The sequence below is a fragment of the Streptomyces sp. NPDC002817 genome (assembly GCF_053592055.1).
Genome location: NZ_JBSFUY010000017.1, coordinates 31,491 through 44,365, shown reverse-complemented (window position 1 = coordinate 44,365; position 12,875 = coordinate 31,491). Strand labels below are relative to the sequence as shown.

Here is a 12,875-nt window from a genome sequence, read left to right as displayed (position 1 = left end):
CTCCCTTTTCGTTAGCGCTGTGCTCCCGTACGCTGGGGTGCATGGACACCACGCTCGACCTCTCCTACGACGTGTTCGCCAGGGCCTGTCCCTCGCGCAACACGCTGGAGCATGTGACGGGACGCTGGGGCGGGCTGACGCTCTGCGCCCTGTACGAGGGCTCCCTGCGCTTCAACGAGCTGCGCCGTCGGGTGGACGGCGTGAGCGAGAAGATGCTCTCCCAGACCTTGCAGGCGCTGGAGCGCGACGGCCTGGTGCACCGCGAGGCGCAGCCGACCAACCCACCCCGCGTGGACTACGAACTGACCCCGCTGGGACACGGCGTGGCCGAGCGACTGGTCGGCCTCATCGAGTTCGTGGAGGGCCGCATGGACGACGTGCTCGCGGCACGTCAGCGCTACGACGAGACGCGCGGCGCCCGCTGACACTTCGGGCAGAAGTAGCTGGACCGGTTCATCCAGGGCGCTCGCCGCATCGGCGTACCGCACCGCTTGCAGGGCAGTCCCTCGCGGCCGTACGCGTCGAGCGAGCGGTCGAAGTAGCCTGACTCGCCATTGACGTTGACGTACAGGCTGTCGAAACTCGTGCCGCCCACCGCGAGCGCCGCGTTCATCACATCCCTTACGTGACCCAGGAGTTCGGCCGTGCGCGGGCGCGTGTATCCCTCGGTCGGACGCTCGTAGTGGACGCGGGCGCGCCAAAGTGCCTCGTCCGCATAGATGTTGCCCACGCCGCTGATCAACGACTGGTCGAGCAGGGCCCGTTTGATGGTGCTGCGCTTACGACGCAGGGCCTGGTGGAACGCCTCGTCGTCGAAGAGCGGGTCCAGCGGATCGCGGGCGATGTGCGCGATGACGTCGGGCAGACCGTCCTCGGTGTTGTCGTGCAACGACAGGCCGCCGAAGGTGCGTTGGTCGACGAAGCGGAGTTCCGTACCGAGGCCGTCGGCGAAGCGGACGCGGATGCGCAGATGCTTCTCGTCCGGGGTCTCGTGCGGCTGGACCAGCAGCTGGCCGCTCATGCCGAGGTGCGCCAGGACCGACTGATTGGTGTCCTCCAGCGGCAGCCACAGATACTTGCCGCGACGGCTGGGCACGCCGATGCGATGCCCCTTGAGACGGTGCGTGAAGTCGTCGGCGCCGGCGATGTGACGGCGTACCGCACGCGGGTGCAGCACCTCGGCCTCGGCGACGGCACGGTGGGCGACCCACCGCTCCAGACCTCGTCGTACGACCTCGACCTCGGGCAACTCGGGCATGGGATCCCCCGGTGTATGAGTCGAGCGCCCGCCCCGGTGCGGGACGGGCGCTCTGGGTATCGCGCTGTGCGGTCAGGCGGAGGCGGGCGCCTCGTCGGCGCCGGCGTCGGCCTCGGCGGCCTTCGCTGCAGCCTTGGCTCGCTCGTCCGCCGCGGCCCGGATGGACCGCCATGCGGACTCGGCGGCCTGCTGCTCCGCCTCCTTCTTGCTGCGGCCGGTGCCGGTGCCGTACGAGACGCCTCCGACGCGGGCGGCAGCAGTGAAGGTCTTCTCGTGGTCGGGGCCGGTCTCCGAGACCTGGTACTCGGGCACGCCGAGCCCTTCGGTCGCGGTGAGCTCCTGGAGACTGGTCTTCCAGTCCAGGCCGGCACCGAGGTTGGAGGACTTCTCGATCAGTGGGTCGAAGAGCCGGTGGACGAGTTCGCCCGCCGCTTCCAGACCCTGGTCGAGATAGACCGCGCCGATCACCGCTTCGAGGGTGTCGGCAAGGATGGATGCCTTGTCCCGGCCGCCCGTACCCTCTTCACCACGGCCGAGCCGGATGAAGGAGCCCAGGTCGAGCCCACGGCCCACCTCCGCCAGCGCACGAGAGTTGACCACCGCGGCCCGCAACTTGGCCAGCTGGCCTTCGGGCAGGTCGGGGTGGGTGCGGTACAGCGTGTCCGTGACCACGAGGCCGAGGACGGAGTCCCCGAGGAACTCCAGGCGCTCGTTGGTGGGCAGACCGCCGTTCTCGTACGCATAGGACCGGTGGGTCAGCGCACGCACCAGAAGGGCGGACTCGAGTTTGTACCCGAGCCGCCCTTCCAACAGCGTGTGGGACGAGGCCGTGTTGTCCGCAGACTTCTTCGGAGTGGACACAGTGCCTCTCACCAGCCGCTCAGACCTCGAGGACCTGGCGCTTGTTGTACGTGCCGCAAGACGGGCACGCGATGTGCTGCTGCTTGGGCTCGTGGCAGCGCTCGCACGCAACCAGGGGGGTGACCGCAGCCTTCCACTGCGACCGGCGGTGGCGCGTGTTGCTGCGCGACATCTTCCGCTTCGGAACAGCCACGGCTACTTCTCCTGCTTCTCGTTGGCGCGCGCCGGTCGAGGCGCTTCGCCACTGATCTCGTCCTTCTCGCCATCTTCGAGTGAACCGGCGAGTCCCTGCAGTGCCGCCCAACGGATGTCGACGGCGTCGTGGTGGTGGTCCGGGGCGTCCGCCAGCCGCGCTCCGCACTCGGAGCACAGGCCGGGGCAGTCGTCCTGGCACACCGGCTGCATCGGCAGGGCAAGCACCACCGCGTCACGCAGCACGGGTTCGAGGTCGAACAGGCCGTCCTCGATGAAGAGCCTGTCCTCGTCTTCCTCGGCGTCGTCGGCCGGCTCCGCCTTGGGGCGGCCCCGGTCGTCGGCGTCAGGGTACGAGAACATCTCCTGGAAGTCCGCTGCGAGCTCCAGCTCAAGCGGCTCCAGACACCTTACGCACTCCCCCTCGGCCTGTGCACGGGCGGTGCCTGTGACAAGCACCCCTTCCATGACCGACTCGAGCCGGAGGTCGAGCTCCACCGGGGCGCCTTCCGGCACTCCGATCACTCCCGCGATCCCGAGATCCTTGGGAGCGTCGATCTCACGGGTCAGGCGCTGCAGCGCACCAGGCCGCCGCCCCAGCTCGTGTGTGTCGAACACGAGAGGCTTGCGGTGGTCGAGGCGGGCGTTCAGAGCCATTCCTGCTTTCGATCTTCGAACTCAGAGGGACGCTGCCCTTCGGTGTTCCCCGGGCAGCGCTGATCGCGGACGTACACGCGACCGAAGAGCCAGGATACTGGACCTTTCCCTCACGGCCCAATCCGGTGGTTCCTTACTGGCCGCGACCCTGCTCGTAGGCCCTGAGCTGCTCCGGCGTGATCATGCCGGTGTCGAAGAGGCTGGTCTCGTCGAGGGCGTACGACTGCTGGGCGTGCTGCTGGTCCTGCTGGGTCTGTCCGGCGTCGTAGGCGGCCTGCTGGGCGTCGTAGCCCTGGTAGGCGTAGGGATCGGCCTGCTGGTAACCGTAGGGATCCTGCTGCTGGGCGTAGGCCTGCTGCTGCGGGTAGCCGCCGCCGTAGGTGTCCGTCTGCTGGTAGCCGTAGGCCGGCTGCGGCTCGTACTGCGGCTGGCCGGGCTGCTCGGCGGCGGCCCGGTTGTCCTGCTCGGCGAGGGCCGCGAGGTCGGCGAGGTAGTCGGCGTCGCTGGAGTGCTGGACGGTGGTGTTGTCGTCGGCGAGGGAGCCGAGGTCGTCCGAGGCGATCCGGCCGTGCAGCTTCAGGCGGCCCTTGCCGACGGCCTCCAGGGTCTTGCTGAGGACCGCCTCGAAGGCGCCGAGCTTGGTGTCGACGTAGGTGTCGGCGTCCCGGCGCAGGGTCTCGGGGTCATGGCTGCGCTCGGGGGCGTCCTCGTCCTCGTAGCCCTGCTCGTCGAGGCCCGTGCCGGTGCCGAGGAGCTTCTCGCGGCCACGGCCGACGGAGCCGATGGTCTTGGTGAGGACGACCTCGAAGTTGGCGAGCTTGGAGTCGACGTAGTCGTCGGCCTCCGCGCGGACGTCCTCGGCCTCCCGGCGGGCCTCGGTGAGGATGCGGTCGGCCTCGGTCTGGGAGCGGCGGGCCACCTCGGTGTCGGAGATCAGCGAGCCGCGCTCGGCGTGCGCGGTCGAGATGATCCGCTCGGCCTCCTGGCGGGCCTGCTCGACCATCTGCTCACGGCCGCCGATCAGTTCCTGGGCCTGGGCGAGGGAGTCGGGCAGGGCCGCCCGCACCTCCTCCAGCATCGCGAGCAGCTCGGCGCGGTTGACCACGCACGAGGCCGACATGGGCATCGACCGGGCGCCGGAGACCGCGGCGACGATCTCGTCGAGCTTCTTCTGCACGTCCACCTGTGCTCGCCACTCTCTACAGCTGTGTTGGAGACGGACGGAACGACTGTAGCCCCATCAGTCCTTGCGCAGGCGCTCGTTGAGCGCCTCCAGAACCAGCGGCGGCACCAGGTGGGCGATGTCTCCGCCCCAGGTGGCGACCTCCTTGACGAGCGAGGAGGAGAGGAAGCTGTAGGTGGGGTTGGTCGGCACGAAGAGCGTCTCGACGCCGGACAGGCCGTTGTTCATCTGGGCCATCTGCAGCTCGTAGTCGAAGTCGCTGACCGCGCGCAGTCCCTTGACGATGGCCGGGATGTCGCGCTGCTTGCAGTAGTCGACGAGGAGGCCGTGGAAGGCCTCGACCCTGACGTTGCCGTATTCGGCGGTGACCTGGCGGATCAGCTCGATCCGCTCCTCGACCTCGAACAGGCCCTTCTTGGACTTGTTGATCATGACCGCGACATAGACCTCGTCATACAGACGGGAGGCGCGGGAAATGATGTCGAGATGTCCGTTGGTGATCGGGTCGAACGACCCGGGACAGACGGCGCGGCGCACTTGAGATCCCTCGCTCTCCGGTCCGGTCATCGTGCGTCTTCGCACGTAGAGGCGGCGCGACCGTACCAAAAGGTTCCTTCGCCGTAGCGACGGGACCGGAGCGCTTCGAAGCCGTCCGGCCAGTGGAACTCTCCGCCTCTGGTGCTGCGCTCCACGGTGACCAGGGCTTCGGCCGTGAGCCAGCCCTGGGTACGGAGTGTGAGCAGAATCTCCCGAAGATCGTCGTCCGAGACGGCGTACGGAGGGTCGAGAAAGACGATGTCGTACGGCTGGGTCGGCGCCGGCGACTGGATGATCTGTTCGGCTCTGCCCGCCCTCACCTCGGCGCCGGGGAGACCGAGAGATTTCACGTTCTCGCGGATCGTGCGGGCCGCTCGGGCGTCGGCCTCGACGAGGAGGGTGTGGCCTGCGCCACGGGAGAGGGCCTCCAGGCCCACGGCGCCTGAACCTGCGTACAGGTCCAGGACGCGTTCCCCGTGGAGGGGGCGGCCTCCGAGCAGGGCCTGCCAGGTGGAGAAGAGACCTTCGCGTGCGCGGTCGGAGGTGGGGCGGGTTCCGGTCCCTGGCGGGACGGCCAGTCGACGTCCGCCGGCTGCGCCGGCGATCACGCGGGTCATCTTCGGTCCTTGGTTGTGGGCGGCTTCAGGTTCAGTGTGGCTGGTCGCGCTCGCGCGGCGGTAGCCGCATATCCAATGCGGCCCCGCGCCTCTGGCAAGTCTCCCTCACCCCTTTTCCAAGTACTGCTCCCTCTCCTCGTCCAAGAGGGCGTCCAGGGCCGTGCGCAGGCCCGGGAGGGTGGTGAGCTCCGGATCCGCCGCCACCACCGCCGCCGCCTCCTCCCTCGCCTCCGCGATGATCTCCTCGTCCTCGATGACGGCCAGCATGCGCAGGCTGGTGCGAGCGCCGGACTGGGCCTGGCCGAGGACGTCGCCCTCCCGGCGCTGTTCGAGGTCGATACGGGAGAGCTCGAAGCCGTCGAGGGTGGCGGCGACGGCGTTGAGGCGCTGGCGGGCGGGGCTGGCCTCGGGCATCTCGGTGACCAGGAGGCAGAGGCCGGCCGCCGAGCCACGGCCGACGCGGCCGCGGAGCTGGTGGAGCTGGGAGACTCCGAACCTGTCGGCGTCCATGATCACCATGGCGGTGGCGTTCGGGACGTTGACGCCGACCTCGATGACCGTGGTGGCGACCAGGACATGCGTCTCGCCGGCGGCGAAGCGGCGCATGACCGCGTCCTTGTCGTCGGGGTGCATCCGCCCGTGCAGGACCTCCACGCGCAGGCCTTGCAGCGGCCCCTTCGCCAGCTGGTCCGCCACCTCGAGAACGGCCAGCGGCGGGCGCTTCTCGGCTTCGTCCTCGGGGGACTTCTTCTTTTTCGGATCCACCTCCTCGTCGCCGATGCGGGGGCAGACGACGTACCCCTGGTGGCCGTTCTCGACCTCCTCCCGCACCCGCTCCCAGGTCCGGGCCAGGAAGTGGGGCTTGTCGGCGGCCGGGACCACATGGCTGGCGATCGGGGAGCGGCCCGCCGGGAGCTGGTCCAGGACCGAGGTCTCCAGGTCGCCGAAGACCGTCATGGCGACCGTGCGCGGAATGGGGGTGGCGGTCATGACGAGGAGGTGGGGCGGCTGTTTGCCCTTGCCTCGCAGGGCGTCCCGCTGTTCCACGCCGAAGCGGTGCTGTTCGTCCACGACGACGAGCCCGAGGTCGTGGAACTGCACCTTGTCCTCGATCAACGCGTGCGTGCCGATGACGATCCCGGCGTCCGCGGTGACGAGGTCGAGCAGGGCCTGGCGACGGGCGGCCATGCCCATCGAGCCGGTCAGCAGCACCACCTTCGTGGCGTGTTCGGACCCGCCCAGCATTCCGCCCTCCGCCAGCTCACCCATCATCTCGACGATCGAGCGGTGGTGCTGCTGGGCGAGGACCTCGGTGGGGGCGAGCATGGCGGCCTGACCGCCGGCGTCGACGACGGCGAGCATGGCTCTGAGGGCCACCATCGTCTTCCCCGAGCCGACCTCTCCCTGGAGCAGCCGGTGCATCGGGTGCTCCGTGGCCAGGTCGTCGAAGATCTCCCTGGAGACCTTCTGTTGGCCCTCGGTGAGGGTGAAGGGGAGGCGGGCGTCGAAGGCGGTCAGGAGGCCGTCCGGCTTGGGTTTGCGGGCCACCGCGGGGAGTTGGGCGTCGGCGTGGCGGCGGCGGGCGAGGGCGACCTGGAGGACGAAGGCCTCGTCCCACTTGAGGCGGGAGCGGGCGTCCTCGATGTCGGCCTTGGTGTGCGGACGGTGGATCTTGAGGAGTGCCTCGGGGAGGGGGACCAGGCCACGTCCGTCACGGAGCGAGTCCGGGAGGGGGTCCACCGCCTCCTGGGCGCTGGGGAGGACCGTCTGGATCGCCTTGCCGATCTTCCAGGACTCCAGCTTGGCCGTGGCGGGGTAGATGGGGATCAGGGCACCGGCCCAGGTCTCCACCGTCTCCTCCGCGTCTGCGCGCAGCAACTCGTAGGCAGGGTGCGCCAGTTGGAGGCGGCGGTTGAAGACCGACACCTTGCCCGAGAACATCGCGCGGGTGCCCGGCAGGAGGTCCTTGTGGGGCTTGTGGACGCCGGCGCCGAAGAAGACCAGCTGAAGGCGGCCGTTGCCGTCGGTGATGGTCACCTCCAGGCGCTGTCCCTTGCCGCGGGGGGCCTTGGCCGAGGCGAAGGTGTGCAGACGCGCGTCGGCGACCTGGGCGACCACGGTGACGTGCTCGTCCATGGGGAGGTCGGCCAGGTGTGTGAGCTGGCCCCGCTCCTCGTATCTGCGCGGGTAGTGGTGCAGGAGGTCGCCGACGGTGTGCAGGCCGAGATGCTCGGCCATCACCTTCGCGGTGGGTGGGCCGAGCACCTTTTTCAGTGGTTCTTCGAGTGCGGGCACGAGATCCATTGCACACCACCCCACTGACATTGCCGTACAGGTCTCGGGAAACCCCTGGTCAGACGGGCTGTTCCGGCTCTAGGATGACGCGCTCCGGCCATCCCGCGGTCACCGCCCCACCGGGACCGCCCTACCCCGCGCCGAAGACCTCCCCACCCTCGGCGTTGCAGCGATGGACTCCCAGACCTCACAGTCATCCCAGGCATCCCCATCACCTCATACGTTCCAGGTCGACCTGCGTGGCCTGGTGGACCTGCTGTCCCATCACCTCTACTCCAGTCCGAAGGTCTATCTGCGCGAGCTGCTGCAGAACGCCGTGGACGCCATCACCGCCCGGCGCGCCGAACAGCCCGACGCCCCGGCGAAGGTGAGGCTCTACGCCCAGGAGGGCACCCTGCGGGTCGAGGACTCCGGCGTGGGGCTCACCGAGGCGGATGTGCACACCCTGTTGGCGACCATCGGCCGCAGCTCGAAGCGGACCGACGGACTGCAGGACGGGCTCCAGGAGGCCCGCTCCGACTTCCTCGGCCAGTTCGGCATCGGCCTGCTCGCCTGTTTCGTGGTGGCCGAGCGGATCCGGGTCGTCAGCCGCAGTGCCCGTACGCCCGAGGCGGCGCCCGTGGAGTGGACGGCGAGCGAGGACGGTTCGTACACCGTGCGGACGTTGACGCACGAGGCCCGTCCCGAGCCCGGTACCACCGTGCATCTGACGGCTCGGGCGGGGGCCGGGGAGTGGCTCACCGCCGAGCGGGTCCTCACGCTGGCGCGGGACTTCGGCTCGCTGCTGCCGTACGACGTGCGGGTGGGCGACGAGGCGGTCACCGACCTGCCCGCGCCCTGGGACCGGCCCTACCCCTCCCCCGCCACCCGAAGGGTGGCCCTGGCGCGGCACTGTCACGACCTCTTCGGGTTCACCCCGCTGGACTCGATCGAGCTGACCGTGCCGCTCGCCGGGATCCGCGGAATGGCGTATGTGCTGCCCTCGGCGGTCAGTCCGGCCACGCGCGCGACGCATCGCGTCCACCTCAAGGGCATGCTGCTGACCGAGCGCGCCGAACAGCTGCTGCCGGACTGGGCGTTCTTCGTGCGCTGTGTCCTGGACACGGACAGTCTGCGGCCGACGGCCTCGCGCGAGTCGCTGTACGAGGACGAGACGCTGGCGGCCGTGCGGGAGGCGCTGGGCGAGAAGATCCGGTCCTGGCTGACGGGGCTGGCCGCCGGTGACCCGGAGCGGCTGGCGGCCTTCCTCTCCGTGCACCATCTGGGCGTGAAGTCGCTGGCCCGGCACGACAAGGACATGCTGCGCACGATGCTGCCGTGGCTGCCCTTCGAGACCACCGACGGACAGCTGTCCCTGGAGGAGTTCGCACAGCGGCACCCGGTCGTGCACTTCACACGGACCGTGGAGGAGTACCGGCAGGTCGCGCCGATCGCGTCCGCGCAGGGCGTGGGGGTGGTCAACGGCGGTTACACGTACGACAGCGACCTGGTCGAGGCGCTGCCGTCGGTGCGGCCGGGGACGGTGGTCGCCGAGCTGGACACCGACACCGTGACCGCGCACCTGGACGCGGTCGACCCGGCCGACGAGCTGGCGCTGTCCGGTTTCCTGGCGGCCGCGCGGGCCAGACTCGACCCGCTGGGCTGTGACGTCGTACTGCGCGCGTTCCGCCCGCTCTCCGTGCCCGCGCTGCACCTGGACGACCGGTCCGCCCGGCACGAGCAGGCGCGCGCGGAGGCCGAGTCGCAGGCCGACGACCTGTGGGCGGGCATCCTCGGCTCGCTGCGCGGCAGCGCGCCACGCGCGCGTCTGGTGCTCAATCACCTCAATCCGCTGATCCGGCGGATCAGTTCACTCGGCGATCCGGAGCTGATCGGCACCGCGACGGAGTCCCTGTACGGACAGGCGCTGCTGATGGCGCAGCGGCCGCTCAGGCCCGCGGACTCGGCGTTGCTGAACCGGGCCTTCATGGGCCTGCTGGAGTGGGCCACGAACGGCGAGGAGGGTCGCTGATGAGCGAGATCACGGACTTCGACACCCTGCGCCGGGCGATGGCCGAGAACGGCGAGCAGCCGGAGGGTCCCGCCCGCAACGCCCGCGCGGAGCAGCTGCTGGTGGCGGCCGAGAAGCTGAACGTCCCGCTCGCCGTGATCGAGGCGCTCGGACACCAGCTGAAGGTCTACAACTACAGCTCCGAGAAGGACAGGATGTTCGTCCCCTTCGCGCGTCTGCTGCGCATGTGGGACGAGCGGCCCGAGGACTTCGACGAGTACGAGACCCACACCCTGCACTGGGTCTTCAAGTGGATGTCGTCCGGCATGCTCGACCAGCCGCATGTGCCGCTCGCCTCCATCGAGAAGTGGCTCGGCGAGATGGAGCACCGCTACCGGCTCGCCGGTCACTCCGAACGAGCCGTGCGCAGCGCCGAGTTCAACGTCGCCGCGCACATCGGTGACCTGCCGCGCGCGGAACGGGCGTACGCCGCGTGGCTCGCCGCCGACCGGGACCACATGGCCGACTGCCACGCGTGCGAGCTGCACGGGCAGGGCTGGTGGCAGAGCGAGCGGAGCCGGGACACGGAGGCGCTCGAGCTGTGGGCGCCGGTCCTGGAGGGCGAGCTCAGTTGCGCGCACGAGCCGCACACCTCCCTCGCGGCCTCTCTGCTGCCCCTGCTGCGCCTAGGCCGCCCAGACGAGGCGCGCGCGAACCATCTGCGGGGGTTCCGGCTCGTACGGGCCATGGAGAGCATGCGCGGTGCCTACGCGGACCACGTCGAGTTCTGCGCCCTGAGCGGCAACGAGGCGCGCGGTCTGGAGCTGCTCGCGGAGCGGCCCGCGTACTTCACGGACACCGGGCATCCGCGCAGCGGGCTGGAGTTCCTGAGCGTGGTGGCGCTGCTCATGGACCGGCTGACCGGGCTCGGCCTCGGCGACCGTCAGGTTCCGGGACCGGCCGGCCGTTCGTGGACGGCCCGTGAACTCGCCACGCACGCGCGCGCGGAGGCCCTCGGCCTGGCCGGCCGCTTCGACGCGCGCAACGGCACGGCGCACGTCAGCGAGCGGGCACGCGCGCGTATGGCACAGGAGCCGCTGGTGGAGCGATTGCCGCTGGGGGTGCGGTCGGCGAGGACGGCCGCCTCGGCGGTCGCGTCCCCCGTGGTCGCGCCGGAGGCCGTGGAGCCGGATCTGGCGGCTCTGATCGCCGAGGCGCGGCGGCTGTCGGACGGTCTGCTGCCGAACGCCGTCGAGGCGTGGGTGGCGGTCTCGCGGGCGGCGCAGGACGTCGAACTGGACCCGCGCGACCGGGCGGAGATCGCCGACCACCAGGCCATGGACCTCGGCCCCGAAGGCATCGAGCTGTTCGAGCGTGCCGCCGAGCTGTACACGGAGGCGGGCGATCCTGGCGAGGCGCTGGCCGCACGCGCGCGTGCGGCGTTCGTACGCACACTCGCGGGCGACATGGACGCGGCGCTCACGGCGATCGCCGGCCCGTACGACGAGATCCTCGCGCTCTACGCCGAGGACGGCACCGGCGTACGCCAGACGGCGTCGGTACTGATGGCGCGGGCACGGATCCTGATGCGGCGGGTGCAGGAGGCCGGGGAGGCGCCCGAGGTGGGCGGCGACGGGGGCAGTCCGCTCGGGGAGGAAGCTGCCGGGGAGGGGGCGCCGACGTCGGCCGCGACTCCCGTGGACGGCCCGGTCACGGACGGCCTCCCGTCAGGTGGGGCCCTCGGCGGCGCTGCCCGCCAAGGTGAGATGCCGGGCGACGGTTCGCCGGACGGCGGGGTTTCGGGCGGCGACCTGACGGCAGCGGGGGCCCCTGCCGGCGCCGCGACGGCTGCCGGGGGCCCGAACAGCGACCCGGCAGAAGACGATCCGACGCCAACCTCGGCCCCTGGGGGCAACCCGACGGCGACCGGCGTCTCGGGCCGCCGTCCCTCCATGGCCTCCCTCCAAGCCGACGCCGACGCCGCCGTACGGGAGGTGCTCGCGCTCGTCGACGGGCGGGCCGGGGACGATGTGCAGCTCGGGTCGCGGGCCGCCGAGGCGTGGGCGATGTTCGCGGAACTGGCCGTCGGCGCCGGGGAGCTGAGGACCGGGGCGGACCTGTTCCGGCATGCCGCGGAGGGGTTCGTGGGGGCCGGGCTGCCGTGGTTCGCCGTGGAGTCCGAGGCCCGGCTGGCGCAGCTCGCCCACCATATGGGCGACGTCGCGGAGGCCGAGCGGGCGCTGCGGGCCGCGTTGGAGCACGGCGGGCCGTATCTGGAGGCGGTCGGACGGGCCCAGCTGCACCTCCAGCTCGCCGAGGTGCTGGGCGGCAGGGGGCTGGTCGAGGAGGCCGCCGAGCATGCCCTGGAGGCGGCGCACTGGGCCGACGGGGCCGGCGAGGGGCCGGCGCTGGGCGCGTGGGCGCGGCAGTTGCTCGGCGGTTTCCTGCTGCGGCAGGGACGGTGGGCCGAGGCCGCGGAGGTGCTGGAGTCGGCGCTGCCCGACCTGGCCGCCGAGACGCATGGCGACGGCGCGGTCGTCCAGGTCCAGTGGTGGCTCGGCGACTGCCTGAGCGAGCTCGGCGAGCACCGCGCGGCGGCCGAACGGCGGCTGCAGGCGGCCGAGATCGCCAGGCTCTGGCCCGAGCAGCACGACCACGCGACGCTCGCCCATCTCGCCGCCGAGTCCCTCGGTCAGGCCGGGCTGTCCGCCGAGGCGGACCAGGCCTACACCCGCGCGGGTGAGCTGTGGCGCTCGCTCGGCGACGTCCACGGCCTGGTCCGTGCCCTGCGCGCCCGCGCATGGCTCGCGCTGGGCGCGGAGGACGGGCAGGGCGACGCCCGGGAGCTGATGGCGGCCGCGGTCCGGGAGTGCGAGGAGGCGCTGGGCGCGGACGCCGCCGACGAGGAGGCCCGGCAGCGGCTCGTCGCCGAGCTCGGGCACACGCACCGGCAGTTCGGCGACCTGCTCGCCCGTTCCGCCGCCGAGGACGACGATGACGACTCCATCCGGGCCGCGATGGAGGACGCCCTGTCCCAGGTGACTGAGGCCATCGTGGTGTTCGCCTCGCTCGGCGACGACGCCCTGCACAGCCGTACCGGCGCCGAGCTCGCCGCGGGCTGGCTGGAGGCCGACCTGAGCCGCCCCGAACGGGCGGCGGCACGCGCGCGTGCGGTGCTGGCTGCGTACGAGGCATACGAGGCGTACGACGAGAGCGATGCCGACGAGACCGCGCCGGCCCGGCGGGCGGAGGCGCAGCAGATGCTCGACGTCCTGGAGGACTAGC

11 protein-coding genes are annotated in these 12,875 nt (G+C 71.1%); 3 read left to right on the top strand and 8 right to left on the bottom strand.

The genetic code is table 11. From position 1 onward, the window contains the following. Positions 1–41: 41 nt before the first annotated feature. Entirely contained in the window at positions 42–425 is a 384-nt protein-coding gene (locus tag ACWD3I_RS28190; RefSeq protein ID WP_365402656.1) for a winged helix-turn-helix transcriptional regulator, read from the top strand. Here ACWD3I_RS28190 and mutM read toward each other — a convergent pair. The 8 genes from mutM to recG form a co-directional block, all read right to left on the bottom strand. Beyond that, complete coding sequence (gene mutM / locus ACWD3I_RS28185; protein ID WP_365402653.1) at positions 398–1,258, bottom strand: bifunctional DNA-formamidopyrimidine glycosylase/DNA-(apurinic or apyrimidinic site) lyase; 861 nt, start codon at positions 1,256–1,258, stop codon at positions 398–400. The two genes, ACWD3I_RS28190 and mutM, sit on opposite strands and share 28 nt — an antisense overlap. Before the next feature lie 72 nt (positions 1,259–1,330). Continuing rightward, positions 1,331–2,131, bottom strand: coding sequence for a ribonuclease III (rnc, locus tag ACWD3I_RS28180; protein ID WP_451084204.1), 801 nt, complete (start codon positions 2,129–2,131; stop codon positions 1,331–1,333). Positions 2,132–2,138: 7 nt separating this feature from the next. Next, positions 2,139–2,312 (bottom strand): 50S ribosomal protein L32, encoded by a 174-nt coding sequence (rpmF, locus tag ACWD3I_RS28175; protein WP_015657589.1) that lies wholly within the window; start codon positions 2,310–2,312, stop codon positions 2,139–2,141. A gap of 2 nt (positions 2,313–2,314) precedes the next feature. Continuing rightward, positions 2,315–2,968, bottom strand: a complete 654-nt coding sequence (locus tag ACWD3I_RS28170) for a YceD family protein (RefSeq protein ID WP_365402646.1) — start codon at positions 2,966–2,968, stop codon at positions 2,315–2,317. A gap of 133 nt (positions 2,969–3,101) precedes the next feature. Then, positions 3,102–4,151 (bottom strand): ATP synthase F0 subunit B, encoded by a 1,050-nt coding sequence (locus ACWD3I_RS28165; protein WP_365402643.1) that lies wholly within the window; start codon positions 4,149–4,151, stop codon positions 3,102–3,104. 57 nt (positions 4,152–4,208) lie between these two features. Further along, on the bottom strand, positions 4,209–4,688 hold the full coding sequence (gene coaD, locus ACWD3I_RS28160; RefSeq protein ID WP_365402640.1) for a pantetheine-phosphate adenylyltransferase: 480 nt from the start codon (positions 4,686–4,688) through the stop codon (positions 4,209–4,211). A 26-nt stretch (positions 4,689–4,714) separates the two neighbouring features. Next, a complete protein-coding gene (gene rsmD, locus ACWD3I_RS28155; RefSeq protein WP_365402637.1) occupies positions 4,715–5,305 on the bottom strand; it encodes a 16S rRNA (guanine(966)-N(2))-methyltransferase RsmD in 591 nt (196 codons plus the stop codon). 105 nt (positions 5,306–5,410) lie between these two features. Next, positions 5,411–7,609, bottom strand: a complete 2,199-nt coding sequence (recG, locus tag ACWD3I_RS28150) for an ATP-dependent DNA helicase RecG (RefSeq protein ID WP_365402634.1) — start codon at positions 7,607–7,609, stop codon at positions 5,411–5,413. A 163-nt stretch (positions 7,610–7,772) separates the two neighbouring features. On the opposite strand from recG, the gene ACWD3I_RS28145 reads away from it, so the two are divergent. Then, positions 7,773–9,611: an HSP90 family protein gene (locus tag ACWD3I_RS28145; RefSeq protein ID WP_365402631.1), complete on the top strand. Its 1,839-nt coding sequence runs from the start codon at positions 7,773–7,775 to the stop codon at positions 9,609–9,611. Then, a complete protein-coding gene (locus ACWD3I_RS28140; protein ID WP_365402628.1) occupies positions 9,611–12,874 on the top strand; it encodes a tetratricopeptide repeat protein in 3,264 nt (1,087 codons plus the stop codon). Before ACWD3I_RS28145 ends, ACWD3I_RS28140 begins: the two co-directional genes overlap by 1 nt. Position 12,875: the final 1 nt, after the last annotated feature.